The sequence below is a fragment of the Deinococcus roseus genome (assembly GCF_014646895.1).
Classification (GTDB): Bacteria; Deinococcota; Deinococci; order Deinococcales; family Deinococcaceae; genus Deinococcus_C; species Deinococcus_C roseus.
Genome location: NZ_BMOD01000009.1, coordinates 79,303 through 99,889, shown reverse-complemented (window position 1 = coordinate 99,889; position 20,587 = coordinate 79,303). Strand labels below are relative to the sequence as shown.

The following is a 20,587-nucleotide window of genomic DNA, read 5'->3' as shown; positions in this document are numbered from 1 at the left end:
GTACAGACTGGAGGCCAGAAACCCAGTCATGGGCTTGCCACTTTCAATCCTCAGTTCATCAGCATCAATCATGGATTAGCACCTGAGGTCAGGAGGTTTCAGAGTCAGGGTTTTGTGACATTTCTTACCGTAATTTGAGACATGGACAACACGGTCATCATCAACATGCAACAGGCCTTCACCGAGTGTTCCCGCTGCTATGAAGTGGTGCGCACCCATCGGGGTTTCTGGCAGATGCCCTCTGAGATGATCGAGCAGATCCAGGTTTTTGAGCAGGAAGTGAAAAGCACCAGCCAGCGGCTCTCAGAAGCCCTGGAAACGGGCCACATGACCCCGGAAGTGGCCCAGGAAGCCTGTCTGTATGCCCAGTACCACATCGAAATGGTGATGGATGTGCTGGGAGGGCTGAATGCACTCTCTGGCAGCAGGGCCAATTGAGCTGTCTGAAACCTGAAACCCTCAAACCCAACACCACAAAACAACACAAAAAACCGCTCTGAAAAGAGCGGTTCTTGATTGAAATTTGAGGCTGCGACTTTGAAGCTGCGACTTTGAGGTTGTGACCCTGGACCTCAGGGGAAGGATTTCACGTAAATCAGGGGAGCACATCCACAGTCAGAGAGTTCAGAGAAAGCCACATGGGACACACCAGTGCTGTCGGTGACCAGGGCGGTCTGCAGGGCTGGGCTGTCGAAGTCGTTGTTGAGCACGTCGCCGTAGCGCACCCAGGCTGTGCCGTTCCAGACGCTGGCCACCACCTGGGGAACCCCAGCACCACTGAATTCCACCCAGCTGACCACCGGAAGGCCACCGGGTTTCAGGCCCACCGAAGGAAGCACCGCCAGGTTGGCAGGATCCATGTCCAGGGTGGTGCCCAGCGCATTCCAGCTGGTTCCATCCCACTGGGAAACATAGACATCGGTGTTTTCACTCCAGGCCACGGTGAGGTGGTTGCTGGCATCTGAAACGATGTAAGGGGTGGTGGCATCGGATCCCGCATTGACGGCCCCGGTGCCCACCTGATTCCAGCTGGTGCCGTCCCACTGTTTGACGAAAAGCTGGTAGATGCCGCTGCTGGTTTCTTCAATCCATCCCACCACAGGGTTTCCGGTGCTGTCGTGGGTGATCACAGCTTCAGAGGCATCGTGGGTGACATCCAGGTTCAGGGTGCCGCCCAGCTGGTTCCAGGCTGCGCCGTCCCACTGTTTGACGTACACCTGATAGGTGTTTTCGGTGGCATCCACTTCGGTCCAGGCCACCACGGGTTGGCCGGTGCTGTCGATGGTGATTTTGGGGAAATCTGCGGTCTGGGTGGCATCCACATCCAGTTCGGTGCCCAGCTGGACCCAGGTGCTGCCGTTCCACTGCTTCACAAAAACGTCGTCTGATTCAGACCAGGTGACCAGGAAGCTGTCGGTGCCGTCTTGCACGATGCTGGGAGGACCAGGGAAGCCAAAAAGGTCGTTGTTGAACGGACCATCCAGCAGGTTCCAGCTGTTGCCGTCCCACTGGGCCGCAAAGTTGAGCAGGGGGCCGTAGTAAGATTCCTCCTGCCAGGCCACCACAGGCTGATTGGTGGTGTCCAGGGTGATGGCGGGGTAGGCACCAGCAAAGTCAGTGTCGTAGTTCAGTTCTTCGCCCACTGCTGCGAATTCTTCATCGTTTTTGCCGGTGGCCACCAGCATGCTGAAGCTGAAGGGGTTGTTGGCGGGGGTGGCATCCACGGGGAAACTCACCGAGAAGGTCACGGTGGCAGAGTCTCCATCTTCCAGGGCGCGGTCCAGGTACCAGGCGTAGTTCTGCACATTGACAGCGGCCAGTCCAGTGGGCACTGCAGGATGAAAGGTGCTGGGGTCAAAAAGGTCATAGAAAGGTGCAGCATACACATCTTCCAGGTAATCTCTGGCCTGGAAATCGTACAGAACGGCTGGTCCAGGGGTCAGGTCAGCGGCTTTGCTGGAGGCATCTGTGCCATCAAAGTAACTGACTTTTTTGAAGGGGGTGTTGCCAATGGTGGGCGCGATGGCGTTGCCAGTGGGGTCTCCATCGTCGTCCAGATCCACGGGAGCAAAGAACAGCCGGTTGATGGTGCTGCCTGAGTTGTTGGTCACCTCGTAGGTGGCCTGGATGTAGCGCACCTGGTTCACCTTGTCGGTGAGGGTTTCCACGTTCAGCAACTTGAAGCTGGGATCGGGGCTGATTTCGCTGATGCCCTGTCTGGAAATGCCCGGCTGGGAAATGTTCTGTCCGTTTTTGATGATGCGTGAGGTGGGTTTTTCGGATCCCACCCCTTCAAACTGCACCTCCAGAATGTTGGAGGGTTTGACCACCGGAGGCTGAGGACGGGTGGGGGTGCGAAACTGGGCACAGGAGGCCAGCAGGACGGGAATGAACAGCAGGTTCCAGATTTTCATGGTCAGCATCTCCTGAAATCAGCCCGGATCGCCGACGATGGACGTGATCAGATGAACAGCCTGCCATTTGCCCTGCAGTTTCAACTGCGGGCGGTCATAGGGAATGCCTTCCTGCCTGGAGGCAGGTGTGGAATGGATTGGAGTGGACATTTCGATGCACTCCAGTTGCACAGGTGCCTGGGGGTTGCTCATCAACTTCTCCTTGTGCTGCAAGGCAAATGCAAAATCTGGTGCAAAACCTGGATCAACCACCAGGGGGATGGATGCGCTGGATCCGTTTTGGGTTGGATTCTGGATTTGCCCCGCCTCATTTTGAACTGGTGAAAAATGCATGAGGCAGTGTGGGTTCATCATAGCGGTTTCTTTTGCTGCGCGATGCCTAATTTGAGTGCTTTCGAGCAGGTTGCAGGCAAGGATCTGGGCAATGCAGGCCACAGGGGAAAAAGACTCATGCAAACCGTAAGCGCTTTCGGTTATACTTGACGCTATGCTGAACAAAGAACACTATCCATCCACGGAAGTGGTTCCGATTCAATATGCCACCCCTTCACAGTTGCGTCTGCTGGGTTTGTGCGCCACGGGTCTGGAACCCATCGGCACGGTGAATGCCCACGGCCAGACGGTTCCGCTTTACCTGATCAGTCAGGCTTTTCCAGAACGTGCCCCAGTGCGGTATTGAACAACAAAAAACCCCAGAAAATTCAGAAAACCCTGACAGGATGCCAGGGCCAGGGCCAGGGCCAGGGCCAGGGCCAGGATTCAGGGGATTCAAACGTGCACTTCAGGCGTTCTGGGTCTGGTGCAACTGTTCCAGCAGCACTTCAAAGTCCTCGATGACCAGATCTGCACCCGCTTCCAGCAGTTCTGCAGCATGGGTGGTGGTGGGCAGGGCCAGCACCCGACACCCTGCGCCTTTGCCGGACCGGATGCCTGCCGGGGCATCTTCATGCACGATGGCCTGATCTGCCGTGATGCCCAGCACCTCCAGGGCCTTCAGGTAGGGTTCTGGGTGGGGTTTGCCGTTCTGTACGGTTTCTCCAGTGATCTGGATGGGGAAGGTGTCCTGCAGTTCAAAAGCCTCCAGCACCAGATCCACGTTGGGACGGTCTCCGCTGGTCACCAGCACTGTGGCGATGTTGCGGGATTTCAGGAAATCCAGGTAACGCAGCAATCCTCTGGTGGGCTCGAGGTGGCCTCTGGCCAGTTCGCGGTACCGCTCTTCTTTGTGGCGGTGAAAGGGGAGGGCTTCTGCTCTGGAAACAGGCCTTTGCAGCAACACACTGAGGATTTCATGGGCACGGCCCCCATGAATGCGGGTGTCACCTTCCAGGAGGTTGACCTGAAAATACTGCTGAACCACGTCACGCCATGCGGCTTCGTGGATGGTGGAGTTGCGGGTCAGCACCCCATCCATGTCGAACAAAACCGCTTTTAAACCTGCATACATCTGCAAGAGGTCATTCATAAAAACCATTATATGCAAAAAACCAGAAAATTTTTGCAGGATTCTGCAGGTTTGTTGGTAAATCTGCAGGGTGCAAGAAACAGTTTGGTGCTGCAGAACAACTTTTGCCAGCGCTTGCGGTTTTTTGCCAGAATTCAGCAAAGACATGATCTGGCAATTCAGGATGGAAGCTGTGCTGCAGGTTCAATGCTGGAACGGCTGCCAGTCCAGCCCTTCCAGGTTCAGGGAATGGGGATCCTGGTGGTGCAGCGCGGCGGTCAACTCGGCCATGATGCTGAGGGCAATCCCTGCAGGGGTTTGCAGACCCAGGTTCAGACCTGCAGGAGCATGGATGCGCTCGGGTCGGGATGCCCCCAGGCGTTGCAATTCTGCTTTCAACTGGCGGCTGCGGCCCAGATTGCACACCACCGCCAGATGACCTGCAGGTCCCTGCAAGGCCTGCTGGAGCACCTCCAGGGTCCAGTCCAGTTCTGCATGGCTGACCACCAGGGCACTGCGGGCATCCAGCAGGGCAGGGTCATGCTGCTGCAAATCCAGCCTGAACATCTGGTACTCCAGCAGTTCTCCCAGATGCCAGAGGTGGGAGATCACCCGGTCCTCTCCCACCACATGCACCTGAATTTGTGGCTCCCAGCGCTCCAGAAACATCCCGGAAATCAGGGCGGTGGAGGTGCCGTGTTGCAGCAGGTCTGCATGTTGATCCGGGGCCAGCAGGAAATGCCGGGGATGGTCGTCCAGTTCGGTGACCAGCACGCAGGACTGGCGGTTTTGCAGCTGCTGCAAACCCTGCGCCCAGCCACCGGGCAGCTGTTCTGCGGGCTCAATGAACACCGTGTAAGGTTCGGGTTCCTGGCCCAGCGGATCTGCTGCCTGCAGCTGGTGCACCCTGGCTTTTGCGGTTTGCAGGGTTTTGCGGGTTTCCTGCCAGAGTTCCTGGCGGGTGTGCAGGTCCAGGTCCAGGGTGCCCAGCAGGAAACCATCTTCTGCAACCAGCCAGCGGGCACCCAGCCGTCTGGAGGTGTGCCGGGGGGCCAGAATGAGGGTGACCAGGGCAAAGGGAACCTGACGGTCTGCCATGACCTGAAACAGTTCTGCCACAACATGTGGAAGGCTGGACATGCTTTCAGCATATTCCAGCATGCTGGGTCTGAACATCTGAGGGATCTGTTCTCTGTGCTGGAAGCTGAATTTCCGCTCTTTGGTGGTGTCTGCTACAATTGAAGGGTCGTCCCATTGCCTCATCGCCTCCTTCGGACCTCTGGCCGCAGGATTCCCAATTCAACCTGGAGCTGATCCTGAGATGCCCAACCTGCCGGTTGCTTTCCTTGCCCTTGAGCACACAGATCTTCAGCGCAGCGTTCTGGCCCTGCTGCAAATGCTGGGTGCTTATCAAATCCAACATGTTTCTCTTGCAAACCTCCAACACATCCTGGAAAGCGCACACCTTTCAGAACACCCTGTGCTGTTTCTGGAGTCCAGCACCCTGGAGGCTGGGCATCTGCACCTGCAGCACCTGCATCCTGCACTGGCTGTTTTTGTGTTGCAGAACACCCCCAGTTTGCCTGAATGGGTGCAGGGTTTTTCGGTTTTTCAGACTTCTGACCTGCTGTGCTTGCAACAGGCTTTGCAGCAGGCTGCAGGGGCAGCGGCTGCCCGCACGCCCCTGAGTCGACAGAGCGTTCCGCAGTTCTTTGACCAGATTCCCGAGTGCATTTACCGGTTCCGGCTGTCACCTCGCATTGGGTTTGAGTACGTGTCAAAGGGCATCACGGCCATGACCGGTTACACCCCCGAGGAGTGCTACCAGAACCCGGACCTCAACGCCAAATTGATTCATCCCGATGACCGCCCCCTGTTGCAACACGTGCGTTCCCACCCTGAAGAAGCCCACCATCTGGTGCTGCGGTTCATGCACCGGGACGGACGGGTGGTGTGGATCGAGCAGCACAACCACCCGGTGCATGAAGATGGGGTGCTGGTGGCCATTGAAGGGGTGGCCAGAGACATCACCGCGCGCATTGAAGCCGAGCAGCAAGAGAAACTGCTGTCGGTGGCTGTGGAACAGGCCGAAAGTGCCGTGGCCATCACGCTCAGCAACCTGGATGGAGGAGTTGCGCAGGTGTTGTACGTCAATCAGGCCTTTGAGCGCCTGCTGGGCTACCGCCTGAATGAGGCCCTGCACCACCGCCTCAAAGAACTGCTGAACCCCCAGTTTGGCCCGGAAACCAGCCTGAGGGTGCGGGACACCCTGCTCAAGGGGGAATCTGCAGCAGGAAGTTCTTTTTTGACCGGAAAAAACGGGCACCAGATGTACGCGGGCTGGACCATCACCCCGGTGCGCAGCGCTGCAGGTGAAATTTCCCATTTTGTGTATGTGTTTCAGGACCACACCCAGCAGTACCTGCACCAGCAGTTGCAGCAAGCCGAAAACCAGATCCTCACCCGTCTGGTGCACAATTCCTCACTGACCGAAGCCCTGAACCAGTTGTGCCACCAGCTTGAAGGGTTGCACCACAACATCCGGGCCTCGGTGTTGCTGCTGGAGGGTTCTGGCACCATGCAACTGGCGGCCAGCCCAAGTTTCTCTGCTGCTGAACGGGTGCTGCTGGCAGAAGCGGCCACACATGCCTTCGAGCCTGCCGTGGTGGCAGCCATGCCAGGACAGGTCCGGGACGCCCATTTCGGGCAGGCAGTGGCCCTGAATTTGCCCCACACCCCGGAAGCCGGATCGGTGTTCTGCCTTCCCATCCTGGGGCAAAACCAGGGTTTGCTGGGGGTGCTGTCTGTGGAAAGCCAGAGCCACCATGGCTTCCCAGAGTGGTTGAACACGGCAGGACAAAGGCTGGCGGCCATTGCTGCTGTGGCCATTGAACGCCAGCAGGCCCAGCAGCAGGTGTTTGAACATGCCCGGGTGTTCCAGGGTCTGTTTGAGCACGCCAGAGATTCCATTGCGATGGTGCATGTGGAAAAGGGCGGACGGTTCACCTACCAGCAGGTGAATTCGGTGTGGCTGGCCCAGACTGGATTTCAAGAGCATCAGGTGGTGGGCCACACCGCCAGGGATTTTTTCCCGGAAGGTCCTGCCCAGGTCCGGGAGAGCTACCACCGCATCTGCGCTGCCACCTGTGAAGCCGTGCAGTTCGAGGAGATCCTGCACCTGGGGTCCCGCACGGTGCGCTGGCTCACCCAGCTGGTTCCGGTGCTGGATGCCAGAGGTGAGGTGGATCTGATCCTGTCTTCCAGCCGGGACATCGGACTGATCAAGCATGCCGAACAGAAACTGCTGAAACTCAACCGCCTGTACACCCTGCTCTCCGAGATCAACAAGGTGATGGTGCGGGCCAGAAGCCGCGAAGAATTGTATGGCCAGGTCTGTCAGGTGGCCGTTCACCAGGGTGGTTTGCGCCTGGCCTGGATCTCCGAACTGGACCCGGATGGACGAACCCTGCGGACCGCCGTTTGCAGTGAAGACAGCCTGTTGCCCCTGGGCACCCTGCGCATTGACCTGAGCGACCAGACGAACCATCAGGGCATGTCTTCCCGTGCGGTGTTGCAAGACCGTGCAGTGGTGGTTTCAGACACCACCAGCAGCGAAGTCACCCGCCCCTGGGCGTCCATCTTGCAGGCCAAAGGATTGCACTCGGCAGCGGCCTATCCGCTCAGGTTGCATGGCCAGGTGATGGGTTGCCTGAACTTCTTTGCCGAAGAACCTGATTTTTTTGAGCCAGACATTGACAACCTGCTGTCTGAACTGTCCAGAGACCTGTCTTTTGCGCTTGACCACCTGCATGGCAACCAGCTGCGCAAGCAACTGGAAGAAGACCTGGCCCAGCGGGAAGCCCGCCAGCGCTCCCTGGTGCAATCCCAGAGCACCTTTTTGCTGCGCACCGACCTGAGGGGACAGTTCACTTTTGTCAATCAGGCGTTCCTGAAAGCTTTTGGCTTCAACGAGCAGACTTTCCTGACCTTCACCATCTACGACCTGCTGTTGCCTGCAGAGCAGCAGAAAGTGATCGAACTGACCCAGCAGTGCCTGGAGCAGCCCGGTCAACCTTTCCCCATCACGGTGCGCCTGACCGATCCACATGGAGAACTGCGGGATCTGGAATGCGAATTTGTTGCGGTGAGGGGGGCAACGGGTCGCCCCTCAGAGATCCAGTGTGTGGGCACGGACCGCACCGAGCACCGCAAGGCCAACCAGGCCCGACTGGAAGCTGAGCGCAGGCTGCACACCTCCATGGACCACTTTCCGGGCATTTTTGCCATTGTGGACCTGGATTTTCGCATGCTGTACGTCAACCGTGCCGGAGCGCAAATGGTTGGAGCTGAACACCCCCAGCAACTGATTGGCAAGGACATCTGGGAGAATGCTGGCCTGCACGCCGACCCGTTTGCAGAGGCTTTTGTGGCCCTCATAGAGTTGATGGAGGCCTGCAAGACCACCATCAGTGTGCAGACCCGTGAAGTGCATTCCGCTTTGCTGAAAGCCACCTACCAGATCACCTGCGTTCCGGTGCATTCCAAAGAACAGGCCTTCAATGAAATTCTGGTGGTGGTTTCTGACCTCACCGAGGAACGCCGCCGTGAGGCCCAGATGCGCCTGCTGTCCCAGGTGGTGGAAGATTCCCCTTCCATGGTGGTGGTCACCGACCCTGCAGGACAGCTGGAGTATGCCAACCAGCGTTACCTGAATTTGCATGGTGCTGCAGAAACCGCTGATCCACAGGACCTGAACGTCTGGCAGGAAATGTGGGAGGCCCTGAAAGCCGGACAAACCTGGCAGGGCGAACTGCAAAGCCTGCAACACGGAGGAGAAGTGCAATGGGAAAAAGTCTCTGCTTTCCCCATCCGGGATGGTCAGGGTGAAGTGGAGCACTTTGTGCGGCTCTCCGAGGACATCACCCACACCAAAACCCTGCAGGCCCGGCTCCATTACCTGGCCTACCATGACCCCCTGACCGGACTGCCCAACCGGCAACTCCTGCTGGACCGCCTGGGCCAGGCCATCCAGCATGCCGCCCGCAGTGGCCTGAACCTTGGGGTGGTGCTGCTGGACCTGGACCAGTTCAAGATCATCAATGACACCTACGGGCACGCTTTCGGAGACCAGATGCTCACCCTGGTGACCGAACGCCTGAAGGGGTGCATCCGGCCCGGAGACACCATCAGCAGGCAGGGCGGAGATGAATTCGTGCTGCTGCTCTCTGAATTGCAGCTCAGTCAGGATGCAGCACTGGTGGCCAGTCGCATTCTGGACAGCTTCAGGCAGCCATTTTTGATTGAGGGGCAGGAGTTTTTCATCACGGGCAGCATGGGGATCAGCGTGTACCCCCAGGATGGCAGCACCCCCGAAGAACTCATTCAGCATGCCGATACCGCCCTCAACCGCAGCAAGCAGGAAGGCCGCAACAACTACCAGTTCTTTGAATCCCAGATGAACACCCTCTTGCATGAACGCATGATCATCGAGAACGGCATCCGAAGGGGCATTGAACGGGAGGAATTCTTTTTGCTGTATCAGCCCAGGGTGGATTTGCACAGTGGAAAAATCCGTGAAGTGGAAGCCCTGGTGCGCTGGGAGCATCCCGGTCTGGGAAGGGTTTCCCCCATGCGCTTCATTCCCCTGGCAGAAGAAACCGGAGCCATTCTCCCCCTGGGAGAGGCGGTGCTGAAAATGGCCTGCCAGCAAGCCCAGATCTGGCAGGCGCAGGGCTTCATGCTCCCGGTCAGCGTCAACATCTCTGCAAGGCAATTTCACAAGCAGGACCTGACCATGCTGGTGCCAGCACTGCTGCAGGAATACGGTTTGCCCCCCCACCTGCTCAGGCTGGAAATCACCGAGAGTGCCATGATTGCCGATTTCCAGCACACCATTGAGGTGTTGAATGCCCTGCGGGCACAGGGCATTTCGGTGGAGATTGATGACTTTGGCACTGGATATTCTTCGCTGAGTTACCTGCATCAGCTGCCCATCACCACCCTGAAAATTGACCGCTCCTTCCTGACCGGCATGGGGGCCAGCAAGAAACAGCTTCACGATTCCAGCAAACTGGTGGAAGCCATTCTCAGCCTGGGCAAAACCCTGGACCTGGAGGTGATTGCCGAAGGGGTGGAAACCGAGCACCAGCGGCAATTCTTGTTGCAGCATGGCTGTGAATATGCTCAGGGGTACCTGTTCAGCCCTCCGGTGGAGGCTGAAAAAATCAACCTCATGCTGGAAAACCAGAACTGAATCCACATTTCGCAAAAAGGCAGGGCAGGCCCACCATGGGCCTGCCCTCTGGTTTGCTGCACTTCAGGGCAAGGTGAACTGGCCCAGGTTGTAAGCCCCATCTGGAAGCTGCCCTTGCAAGGAAAGCATCAGGGGTTTCAGGCGGTACCGTTCCTGGTCTGCAGGCAGGGTGCGGCTGTCGGTGATGCTGATTTCCAGGGTGTAGGTTCCAGATGGCAGGGCAGGCAGGTCATCGTTGATGTAAGGGATGCGGTCTGGAGTGAGGTTTTTCAGGTTGATGTTGATCCACTGGGAGTGCACCACAGTGCCTGCTGCGTTGCGAATGCACCACAGGGGTTTCCAGCTGTCCAGTGCAGGGGTGGTGCCCAGGTTTTTCCAGCGGGATTGGATTCTGAATCCGCCTGTGTCCAGAGGGGTGAGGGTCACCTGATCGATGGTGGGTTTGAAGCCCAGGGTCGCCTGCAGTTGTTTCACCTGCTGGCGCTCGGGTTCCGTGAGCACCTCCCACTTGATCACGGTGGTTTCACTGGCGGTTTTGCGCAACAGGTTGCCGTTGGGCACCAGGCTGGAATGGTAGCGGACCGCCTCGGTGAAAGCCCGTTGCAGGAAAGCGGACGTTCCGGTCTGGGGGTTGGTGCCCCAGCTGTGACGGGGGTCGCTTTCCTCGGAAGGAGAGAATTCAGTCACGGTGGGAGCGAATTTATAGCGTTCATCAAAGAGGGTTTTGCAGGTGATTCGGGCACGGCAGCGCTCGATGGCCACATTGAATTCTTCCCAGCCCAGCGAATCTGAACGCCAGCCCACACGGGAAGTGGGGGTGAGGCCCAGAGCATACTCCAGGGTGTCGGTCTGGTTGACCATCATCAGGAGGGGGGTGGTGCGGAAGGTGCTCAGCATGGCATCGGCCAGGATTTTCTTCTGGGGTTCGGTGGCCTTGTAGGATTCGGGCAGGCCATACAGGTGCCATTCGCCCCAGAACCCGTAAGTCCCGATGTCCAGAAAGGACAGGCCAGCGTGTCCATCGTAGCGTTCTGCCAGGGCTTTGTAGAACCCGGTTAAACGGTTCTGGAAGGTGGCATCTCCCCATTTGGGAACATACACCTTGTTTTCGTACCACTGGCCCAGCTCGTCAGGGCCGCAGGTGGGCACCCCATAGCGGTCATCAAGTTGCCAGTCGTCGTTGGCAAGGTTTTTGTCGATGTTGGGGGGGTAGGCCGCTTCATTCATGCCCAGCATGGGTTGCAGGCGGATGCCCAGACGCTCTCCGGGCTGCAGGGCCTGAAATTTGCTGTCCAGCCAGCTGAAATCGTACTTGCAGGGGTACTTTTTGTTGGGCAGCAGGGGACGGCTGGTGTCCGGGACCTCCAGGTGCTTCCAGAGCGTGCGAAAGTAATTGTCTCTGGAAGGCCCCACTCCGGAAAGGGGCGGCAGAATGAAACGGTTGCCAAACCAGGTGAACAAGCCACTTCTGGGATTGCTGACCTGCACATCCAGCGGATCGAGTTGTACGGGGCGCAGCACCTGGTAAGGCAGGGCCTGGGTTTGTACGGTTTGAGAGGGGATGTTGTGGGCACAGGCGGTCAACACCACCGAGAGCATCAGCAGTTTCTGGGGTTTGAACATGAATTTTCTCCTTGTGGATGGATGTTGGCCAAAAGAACAGGCTGTCCTTTTGCCAGGGATCAACAGAGGGTTCTGGAATTGCGGGTGAACTTCCAGCAAAATGGTAACAAAGGTGTCACGGCTTTCGAATAAACAAAACATAAACACCAGATCGGCAGCCCCCAGATGCCTGTAACACTCAGCATTGACCTTGCCCGCAGGCAACTGTTGCGGGAAGGACAGACGGTTTCCCTGTCGCCCACCGAATGGATGGTTTTGACGGCCCTGATCGATCAGGGACAGGGTGCAGCCGTGTCCCACCGTGCCCTGCTCACGCAGGTGTGGGGAGAGGCCCACGGCGAGGACCACGAGTACCTGAGGGTCTACATCAACCGGCTGCGCAAAAAAATAGAGCCTGAACCGGCCCGGCCCCGTTTTCTGCTCAGTGAATCGGGTTTTGGGTACAGGCTGCAACTGGATGCAGAAGCTTTGCTGTCTGACATTGCAGCGCCAGCCACTTCCCAGCAAACCCCCAGGGGCTTGCTGGGTCGGGAAGCCGAAATGCAAGCCCTGAAAGCCAGCCTGTTTGCGGGTCAAAGCCGCTGGGTGTCCCTGACGGGCATGGGTGGAGTGGGCAAGACCAGCCTGGCCCGTGCTGTGTTTCAGGAGGTGCAAGCCCAGTTCCCAGACGGTGCACACTGGGTGGACCTCACCCGGCTGCAGCATCCTGAGCAGTTGCTGGCCCACCTGCAGGAAAACCTGAACCTTCCGGCCAGAGGTCAGGCCAGCCCACTGGAAGTGCTGGTGCAACACTTCAGAAACCGCCTGGCGTTGCTGGTGCTGGACAACTTTGAGCACCTGCTGCCCGCTGCAAAGCCCCTTTCTTTGCTGCTGCAGGAAGCCCCACAATTGAGGATGCTGGTGACTTCACGGGTGTCCCTGCGCCACCCCCAGGAGCAGGAATTTCCCTTGAAACCCCTGCAGCTTCCTGCACAAGATGCTGCCCTGGAAGAGGTGGCCCACCATCCGGCCATTCAGCTGTTCTGCCGCACCTTGCAGCAGGTTCAGGCCTTTTTTGAATGGAATGCCCAGACGGCCAGCAACATCCTCAACTTGTGCCGCAAATTGGATGGTTTGCCGCTGGCCCTGGAACTGGTGGCCTCGCAGGGCCGGGTGCTGTCCCTTGCTCAAATGGAAAAGCACCTGCAGGAGGTTCTGCACCTGGAACATGGACTGAACGGCACCACTTCCCGACACCAGTCCCTGCAGGCCATGGTGGACTGGAGCCTCAACCTGTTGCAGGAACGGCAAAGGGTGCTGCTGGTGCAACTTGCGATTTTTCCAGCCGCTTTTGATCTGCAAAGCATCCAGCAGGTGTGCACACCTGAAGCCACCCGCCAATTGCTTCCAGACCTGCAGGTTTTGATTGCCCACCATTTGCTGGAAACAACCCACACAGGCAACACTGTGCGTTTTCATTTGTTGCAAACCGTCAAGCAGGCCTTGCAGCACCCATTTCAGCAAAGCACAGACCACCAGACGGTGCTGCAACGCTTTGGTGCGGCCTGTCTACAGCGGGTGTCTGCCCTGCTTCCAGGTTTGCTGGGACCGCAGCAGGCCAGGGTGCTGGACCAGCTCAGTGAAGAACACCCCAACATTCAGGCCCTGTTCTCCCTGAAATGGGCACAGGAAGCCCACAGCATTGCCATTCTGGCAGATCAATTGTGGGTGTTCTGGCATTTGCGGGGATTGTGGCACACCGGACGCACGCAGCTTGAACAGGTGCTGACCTTTGAACACCTTTCCGCAGATGTGCAGGGCTCCCTGCACACCAAAGTGGCCTGTCTGGCCTGGTTTCAGGGTGAAAACGAACAGGCCGAGCACCACGCCACCCTGGCCCTGCAAAAATCCACGTCAGCAGAAACCCATTCCTTTGCCACCGCCATGCTGGGTGCGGTCCGGCTCCGGCAGGGGAGGGTCCCAGAAGCCCATCACCTGTTGCACCAGAGCCTGGGAGAATTTCAGACCTCCACCCAGCACTGGTATCAGGCCAACGTGTGGTTCGCACTGGGCCTGATTGAATTGCACGGCCAGCACAGGGAAAAAGCCAGGCAAGCTTTCATGCAGGGACACGTGCTCTGCCAGCAGCACCAGTACACGCAGGGCATTGCCATTTCCCTGATGCACCTGCAACAGGTCACCCTGGCAGGCGGGCAACTTGCAGAAGCCCGGCGTTTTGGCCAGCAGGCCAGCAACCTCTTTGATCAGGTGAAAGACCAGCACGGCACTGCCATGGTGCTCCTGCAACTGGGTCAGGTGCACCTGCTGGAAGGGCAGGTGCAGCAGGCCAGCCCTTTGCTGGAAGACAGCCTGGTGCTCTTTCAGGAACTGGCAGACCGCAAAGGCAAGATGCTCAGCCTGGATGCCCTGACCCGTGCAGCGCTGCTGGAAGGAGACACTTCCACCGCCCTGAGGCTCATTTCTGAAAACACCCGCCACGGTCAGCACTTGCAGGACCTGGTGCCCCTGGTGCTGGTGCTGGAAAGTTTCATGGTGCTGGCCGTGCAGGGGGAACGGGTGCAACTGGCAGAGCAAGCCCTGGGTCTGGCCACCCGGTTGCGGGAACACCTGGGTCTGGTGCGCAGCGTCCCTGACCAGCACTGGATGGAAAGGGTGCTCCTGACCCCTGCCTTTCAGGCAGAGCCAGAAACCCTGGAACAGCTCAGGCAAAGCAGTTTTCATCTGTTGTGGAGCGGGGTGCTGGAACTGGGGCAGGGCCTTGAATCCTGAGATCAAGGTCTGGGCATCCTGTAATCCCCATTCCAGGCCCAAACTGCATGTGCAAAGCCGTGTTTTTCAGCTGCAGCTTGCACATCTTGCAGCCACTGCTGGCGGTCCTGTGCTGGTGCGTTCTGGTGCACCCCATAAGCCCCCAGAAGCACAGCAACCTGATGGTCTTTTGACCATGCTGCAACCTCTGCAAATTCCCGCTGGATGGTTTCTGACCCAAAACCCTGGTATTTTTCCAGCCGCTCCTTCACCCTGGATTGCTGCTCCTCTGGCACGGTTTTCAGCAACTGGTCAGGGTTCATGCTGGAAGCCGGATAAGGCACGTTTTTCAGGTGCTCTGTGAAACCATAAAGGTCTGTGCCCTGCTGGGTGAAGATCGGGCGCTCAAAGTAATGAAAGGTGTACACCACCCGTTTGTCCTGCAATGGAGTGAGGTTCATCAGTGCGTCCATGCCTGAAAAACAATCTCCAGACAGCACCACCGTCAGGTCCTGGTTGCCCTTGCGCACCGCAGAAAGCATCTGGTTTTGCAGGTCCTCCCAATGAAAAGCGCTGGGTTCGCAGTCGTCCCGTGAGGGGTCAAAGGGTTCATCCATGAGCTCCAGAGCAACCTCCGGGAAGGGTTTCAGCCATTCCGAGAATTTTTCCAGCAAGGCCAGGTACACCTGAAAGCTGTTTTCTTCTTTCAGAATGGGCAATTTCAGGGTATCTTCATCTGGGAAGAAATCCAGAATGACTTTCAAGTTGTTCTGCTGGGCGGTGTCCAGCAGGGATTTCAGGCTGTCAAAGGCTGAAATGCTGTCCTGGTCAAGAAAAAACCCTGGGTCGATGGGAACGCGCACAAAATCGAAGCCCTGCTTCTGGACCTCCTGCAGTTCGGAAAGGTGTTCTTTGGACAGGGCTTCAAAGGGTGGGTATTGCAGCCACCCTTCCAGATTCACCCCTTTCTGGAAGGTCAAAATGGGGGTCTGGTTCTTGCAGGCGGTCAGGGCCAGCAAGCCCAGCAACAGCAGGGGTTTCATGCCCCTCACAGTCCAGCTTCCCTGGCCCGCAAGATGGCCTCGGTGCGGGTGCTGACCTGCAATTTTGAAAAGATGCTGGTGATGTGGTTGCGCACGGTCTTGTCTGCCACCTCGATTTTGCGGGCAATCTCCGGGTTGCTGTGGCCCCTGGAAATCAGCAGCAGGATTTCCCGCTCCCGTTCTGTCAATTCTGGAAACAAATCTGGCAGGCTTCTGGGCCTCTGGAAAAACCCCATCAATTTGCGGGCAATGCCAGGGGCAAAGAGGGCTTCCCCCCGTCCCACCGCATGAATGGCCCGGATGAGTTCTTCATGGTCCGCCCCTTTCAGCAGGTAACCTCTGGCTCCGGCTTTCATGGCCTCGAACACGTTGTCGTCGTCATCGAACATGCTGACCACCAGGATCCCCAGGTTGGGGCTGTGCTTCATCAGGGTGCGGGTGGCTTCCAGACCGGACATTTCGGGCATCTGGATGTCCATCAGGACCACATCGGGCTGAAGTTGCAGGGCCAGATCCACCACCTGCTTTCCGGTGTGGGCTTCCCCAATGACCTCAATGCCGGGAAGCACCGACAGCAGGGCCTTCACCCCTTCGCGGAACAGCTTGTGGTCATCGGCAATCAGGATGCGCAGGGTTTCAGTCATGGAGGGCTCCTGTGGGGTCCAGTGGAAAAACAGCAATCAGTGCCGTGCCAGGATTCAGGCGCTCCCAGCGTAAACTTCCAGATAGGGCTTCGGCCCGTTCACGCATGGAGTGGGTGCCCACCCCGGCTGTGCGGGTGCCAGGCAGTCCCACCCCGTCGTCTCTGACTTCCAGCATAAGGGCTTTTTCGTCCATTTGAAGGCACAGGCTGCACCCTGAAGCCTGGGCGTGCTTCATCACATTGGTCAGGGCCTCCTGGGTGATGCGGTAAAGGGCCACCTCCAGAGCGGCTCCCAGTGCAGGAAAAACCTCTGGCAAATGGTGCTGGGTGTGCATGCCATGTTCGGCGCAGCGTTCCAGCAGTTCCAGCAAAGCCGCCCTGAGGCCCAGATCGTCCAGCCTGGGAGGGCGCAGGTCATGCACCAGACGGCGCACATCCAGAATCAATTCCTGGCTGTCGTCTTTCAGTTGCTTTAGGGTCTGCTCCAGTTTGTCCGGGGCATGTTGCAACTGCAACCTGCTGGCTTCCAGTTTGAGGCTCAGTCCGGCCAGGGCGGGACCCAGACCGTCGTGCAGGTCGCGCCTCAGGCGTTTGCGCTCGGCCTCTCCGGCCCGGACCAGTTGTTCACGGGAGTCTTTCAGTTGCTGTTGCAATTGCAGGGATTGTGCGGTCAGGGCCACCTGCCGGGCCAGGTTCTGCAGCAAAAGCAGGTCTCTGAAACGGGGTTTTTCCGGGCTGGACAGCACCAGTGTCCCGATGCGTTCCCCCTGCACCACCAGTTCAAAATGCAGCTGTTGCCCTGCCGGAAGACCAGATTGCAGGGTTTCTCCGGTCTGCAACTGAATGGCGGCATGGGGAACCCGGAACACCTTCAGCAGGGTGTTCAGAAAGTCCTGCAGCTGCGCTCTGGGTGCACTGGGCGCAGCAAGGTTTTTCCCCAGGGTCTGCATCACCTGATAGGGATCGTTGCGGTCTCCGTACATGATGCGGTTGATGCTGTGCTGCAAGCCCATCTGCACGGGTTGTGCCAGCACCGCCACCAGCACCGAGGCCACCACCGTGCTGGTCAGGGTACCAAGAAGTGCCCCGAGGCCCGAGACCACCAGGATGTACAGCAGGGCAATCAACAGGCTCATGCCCAGAAACACCAGCAAACGGTTCACCAGCAGGGTGGCAGTGTGCATCAGGTGGTCCAGCACCAGCAAAGAGATCCTGACCAGCAGATGCAGGCCCACCACCAGGGTCAGGGCAGGAAGCACCAGTTCCTGACCGTACAGACCCAGGTTCTTCACACCCCAGACATCCAGCGGGTATCTGGGGTGTCCGATGGGAACCGCTGGATGGGTGAGCAGTTGCAGCAAGCCCATTCCCCACAGCACCCCAAGTCCGATCAGGACAGGAAGCTGCCCCCGAAAAGTCCACACCCCTGCCAGCACCATCAAAAGCCCCACCAGTGCAGCAGCCCACAGCGGAGCAGCCAGAAACCCACTGAGCAGACCACAGAACAGCAGCAGCAAGAAGGCCAGCAAGGGGTTGCGAGCAGCCAGCACCAGCAGGGCACTTCCCAGACCCCCACACATCAGCAAAGCAGCATCAAGGCCCAGCCTCAAAAGGGTGAAACTGCTGTTCCAGCTCTGGGCAGGACTGCCACGGGTGTCCCACACCACCGCCACCCAGCGGTCATGCCAGCCCACCACCAGCAAAACCAGGGAGAGCAGCAGGCAAAGCGCAGGAATCTGCCAGGACTTCATGTTCTCCAGTGTGCCCTGCAAGATGTCCCGGTTGCCAGTGGGTGCCCTGTCCCAGGTTTCTAGGACACCCTGGACTCAAGACTTTGGGACGACCCCTGACCTACCTTGAAGCCACAAGGAGGCTTCTATGAAAGGTTTACTGGCAGGTGTGCTGTTGTTCTTCGGGATGGGGCAGGCACAGCAAATGGAATCCCTGGGAGGGGTCATCACTTCAAAGCCCGGCTGTGTCTCTGCCAATGCAGGACAGCTGGATTGCTTCGCACGTGGGGGAGATGGGGCGCTCTGGCAAAAAAGCTGGACGGGCACGGCATGGAGCGACTGGGTTTCCAGAGGAGGACAGTTTCAGGATGAACCGGAGTGTGTGTCCTGGGGAGTGGGCCGCATCGACTGCTTCGTGAAAGGGAACGACCAGGGCCTGCATCACATCTGGAAGGAAGGAAACACCTGGGGCACATGGGAATCTCTTGCTGGACAGCTTGCAGAACGCCCGGAATGCCTGTCCACCCGTCCGGGTGAAGTCAGTTGCATCGTGAAAGCCACCAACAGCTCGGTGTACCAGAAAAGCTGGACCGGGAACCGCTGGACCGACTGGGTGCCCCTGTCTGGCACCGTGCTGGATGTGCCCGAATGTGTGTCCTGGGGTGCAGGCCGCATCGACTGCTTTGCCAGAGGAACAAATTCTGCCCAGCACCACATTTACACCCCTGCCCTGGACCGCTGGAGTGGCTGGGAACCTCTGGGAGGGGGGCTGCATTCCCGTTCCTCCTGCGTCACCGAAGGGGTGAACCGCATTTCCTGCTTTGTGCGCGGAGGGGACCGTGCCCTGTACGTGCAGAGCTGGACGGGCCAGCGGTTTACGGGCTGGGACCGTCTGGATGGAGCGCTCACATCTGCCCCGGACTGCCTCAGAGGGTTTTCAGGCCAGACCGACTGCTTTTTTGCAGCAGATGGAGGGGTGATGAACCGCCTGACCTTCACAGATCAGAACCACAAAAGCAGCCTCAAAACCCAGTCTGGCGCGTTGCAGGGCAGCCCGGAGTGCGTGTCCTGGGGAGCGGGCCGCATCGACTGCTTTGCCAGAGGAACCAGCAACGACCTGCTGCACTGGTGGTATGCAGAAAACCTGGACAGCACACAGATGCAAAAAGCCACCCTGGCCGTGGGTCAGTACCCCAGAGACGCAAAAACCCCCGATGCCTTCTTTCAGGCCCTGCATGAGGGTCCCGCCCTGCAGGTGGTGCGCGCCGCTGGCCCTTCTGGTCTGAAAGAGAAAGGCCAGTCCCAGGAAACCCAGCAAGCACCAGATGGCAATTACCTGTGTCAGGTCAGGCAGGTGAGTTTCAGCAACACCCCCGAGGAATTTGTGACGTTTGAAGGCGCGATGGGCAATTTGTGGCTGGGCAACCTCGCTCAGGGAGAAGGACTCAAAGGAGGCAGTTTCAAGGGCCTCAGTGTGCCTGCAAACCAGCGGCAACCCCTTACCCTCTACCTGGGCGGCCTGAACTTTGCCGGGAACCGTGAGACCGTGAATGCCACCGCCAGCGAAGTCTCCACTGGAATTGGCAACCTGCTGTCCCGCTTCAAAAGCACAGGCTTGCAGGCCGGAGCAGGAACGGTGTTCAGCAAAGTCACGGTCAGCGAAAGCCTGGAATCCTCCCTGATTCAGGCCGGGTTCAATGCCTCCTACCTGACTGCCAGCGTGAAAGGGAGCCTGGAAAAACGCTCCAGTCAGAAACGCAACAAGGTCACCGGATTTTTCATTCAGAAGGTGTTTCAGGTGGCCCTGGACACCCAGGGTCAGACCCCGGCCAGTGCCCTGTTTGGCACACTCACCCCGATCAGCACGCTGGAAAGCCTGGGGGCCAGCAAGGAACTCTCTTACAGCAACCTGCCTGCTTACGTGTCCAGCATTGCTTACGGACGCATGGTGGCGGTCAGCATGGAATCCAACTACACCGAAGACCAGATGACCGCAGCCCTGGAGGCCTCCTATTCTGGACTGTTCGCCTCTGCAACCGGGCGTTTCAAGACAGACCTGAAAGAGGTCCTGCAGGAAAGCAGCATTGAAGTGAAAGTGCTGGGTGGAGATGAGGAATCCGCCAAACGCCTGATCCGCTCCGGGCAGTTCGCAGATTACTTCGGTGTGCAGAGCACCCCCATCGAGACCTTCCGGCCCATCTCTTACACCCTCAGGTACATCGGGAACAACGACGTGGCAGCCGTCAACAAGACCACCGATTTCGAGATCAAGGAGTGCTCTGCCAGCAGCGTGCGCCTCAAACCCCAGTTCCGGTTCACACTGGTTGTTCCAGACGATAAAAATTACGATGACCTGTATGGCAGCATCACCGTCAATGGCAAGAGCATCTACGAAGTGGAAGAAAACCGCAACAGCCCGGTGTACCCCATGCAGACCGTGCAACTCGGTGCCCTGCCTGACCTGAACGTGAATTTTGATCAGGACCAGTTCATCAGGATCAATGGCCTCCTGATGGACCACGATTCTGGCCCCAATGACCGGGTGGGCCACTGGGACCTCAATTTCAACCTCCGCGAAGCAGCGAATGCCTACCGTGCAGGACAGGCCTTCTTCGAGAAAACCTTCCGTGCATATGGCGAGGACGACAGCATTGTGGACCTCACCCTGCGCTTTGACTTCAGGTAAAGG

Annotated in this window: 13 protein-coding genes; 5 read left to right on the top strand and 8 right to left on the bottom strand. The window is 58.2% G+C overall.

Annotated elements, in window-relative coordinates; translation table 11 throughout:
* Positions 1 to 141: 141 nt before the first annotated feature.
* Positions 142 to 438, top strand: coding sequence for a hypothetical protein (locus IEY52_RS13240; protein WP_189003176.1), 297 nt, complete (start codon positions 142 to 144; stop codon positions 436 to 438).
* Positions 439 to 572: 134 nt separating this feature from the next.
* Here IEY52_RS13240 and IEY52_RS13235 read toward each other — a convergent pair whose 3' ends face one another.
* Positions 573 to 2,414, bottom strand: a complete 1,842-nt coding sequence (locus IEY52_RS13235) for a hypothetical protein (RefSeq protein ID WP_189003175.1) — start codon at positions 2,412 to 2,414, stop codon at positions 573 to 575.
* Between the two features lie 18 nt (positions 2,415 to 2,432).
* Positions 2,433 to 2,849 carry a hypothetical protein gene (locus IEY52_RS13230; protein WP_189003174.1) on the bottom strand — a complete coding sequence of 139 codons (417 nt, stop codon included), beginning with the start codon at positions 2,847 to 2,849 and terminating at the stop codon, positions 2,433 to 2,435.
* A 52-nt stretch (positions 2,850 to 2,901) separates the two neighbouring features.
* On the opposite strand from IEY52_RS13230, the gene IEY52_RS13225 reads away from it, so the two are divergent.
* Entirely contained in the window at positions 2,902 to 3,093 is a 192-nt protein-coding gene (locus IEY52_RS13225) for a hypothetical protein (protein ID WP_189003173.1), read from the top strand.
* A gap of 102 nt (positions 3,094 to 3,195) precedes the next feature.
* Here IEY52_RS13225 and IEY52_RS13220 read toward each other — a convergent pair whose 3' ends face one another.
* Together IEY52_RS13220 and IEY52_RS13215 are read right to left on the bottom strand one after the other, a co-directional pair.
* Entirely contained in the window at positions 3,196 to 3,879 is a 684-nt protein-coding gene (locus tag IEY52_RS13220) for an HAD family hydrolase (RefSeq protein ID WP_189003172.1), read from the bottom strand.
* 183 nt (positions 3,880 to 4,062) lie between these two features.
* Positions 4,063 to 4,998 (bottom strand): XdhC family protein, encoded by a 936-nt coding sequence (locus tag IEY52_RS13215; RefSeq protein WP_189003171.1) that lies wholly within the window; start codon positions 4,996 to 4,998, stop codon positions 4,063 to 4,065.
* Positions 4,999 to 5,179: 181 nt separating this feature from the next.
* Between IEY52_RS13215 and IEY52_RS13210 the strand changes: the two genes are divergently transcribed.
* Positions 5,180 to 10,111: an EAL domain-containing protein gene (locus IEY52_RS13210; RefSeq protein ID WP_189003170.1), complete on the top strand. Its 4,932-nt coding sequence runs from the start codon at positions 5,180 to 5,182 to the stop codon at positions 10,109 to 10,111.
* Between the two features lie 63 nt (positions 10,112 to 10,174).
* On the opposite strand, the gene IEY52_RS13205 is transcribed toward IEY52_RS13210, so the two are convergent.
* Positions 10,175 to 11,734, bottom strand: a complete 1,560-nt coding sequence (locus IEY52_RS13205) for a hypothetical protein (RefSeq protein ID WP_189003169.1) — start codon at positions 11,732 to 11,734, stop codon at positions 10,175 to 10,177.
* Between the two features lie 165 nt (positions 11,735 to 11,899).
* On the opposite strand from IEY52_RS13205, the gene IEY52_RS13200 reads away from it, so the two are divergent.
* Entirely contained in the window at positions 11,900 to 14,503 is a 2,604-nt protein-coding gene (locus tag IEY52_RS13200; RefSeq protein ID WP_189003168.1) for an ATP-binding protein, read from the top strand.
* 2 nt (positions 14,504 to 14,505) lie between these two features.
* Here the strand turns inward: IEY52_RS13200 and IEY52_RS13195 are convergent, their stop codons facing one another.
* Genes IEY52_RS13195 through IEY52_RS13185 form a run of 3 tightly spaced genes read right to left on the bottom strand, consistent with a single transcriptional unit; the run spans position 14,506 to position 17,919 of the window.
* A complete protein-coding gene (locus IEY52_RS13195) occupies positions 14,506 to 15,525 on the bottom strand; it encodes a glycoside hydrolase family 5 protein (RefSeq protein WP_189003167.1) in 1,020 nt (339 codons plus the stop codon).
* 5 nt (positions 15,526 to 15,530) lie between these two features.
* Positions 15,531 to 16,169, bottom strand: a complete 639-nt coding sequence (locus IEY52_RS13190; protein ID WP_189003166.1) for a response regulator — start codon at positions 16,167 to 16,169, stop codon at positions 15,531 to 15,533.
* Positions 16,162 to 17,919 (bottom strand): sensor histidine kinase, encoded by a 1,758-nt coding sequence (locus tag IEY52_RS13185; protein ID WP_189003165.1) that lies wholly within the window; start codon positions 17,917 to 17,919, stop codon positions 16,162 to 16,164. Before IEY52_RS13185 ends, IEY52_RS13190 begins: the two co-directional genes overlap by 8 nt.
* A 127-nt stretch (positions 17,920 to 18,046) precedes the next feature.
* On the opposite strand from IEY52_RS13185, the gene IEY52_RS13180 reads away from it, so the two are divergent.
* Positions 18,047 to 20,584: a DUF8189 domain-containing protein gene (locus tag IEY52_RS13180; RefSeq protein ID WP_189003164.1), complete on the top strand. Its 2,538-nt coding sequence runs from the start codon at positions 18,047 to 18,049 to the stop codon at positions 20,582 to 20,584.
* Positions 20,585 to 20,587 lie beyond the last annotated feature (3 nt).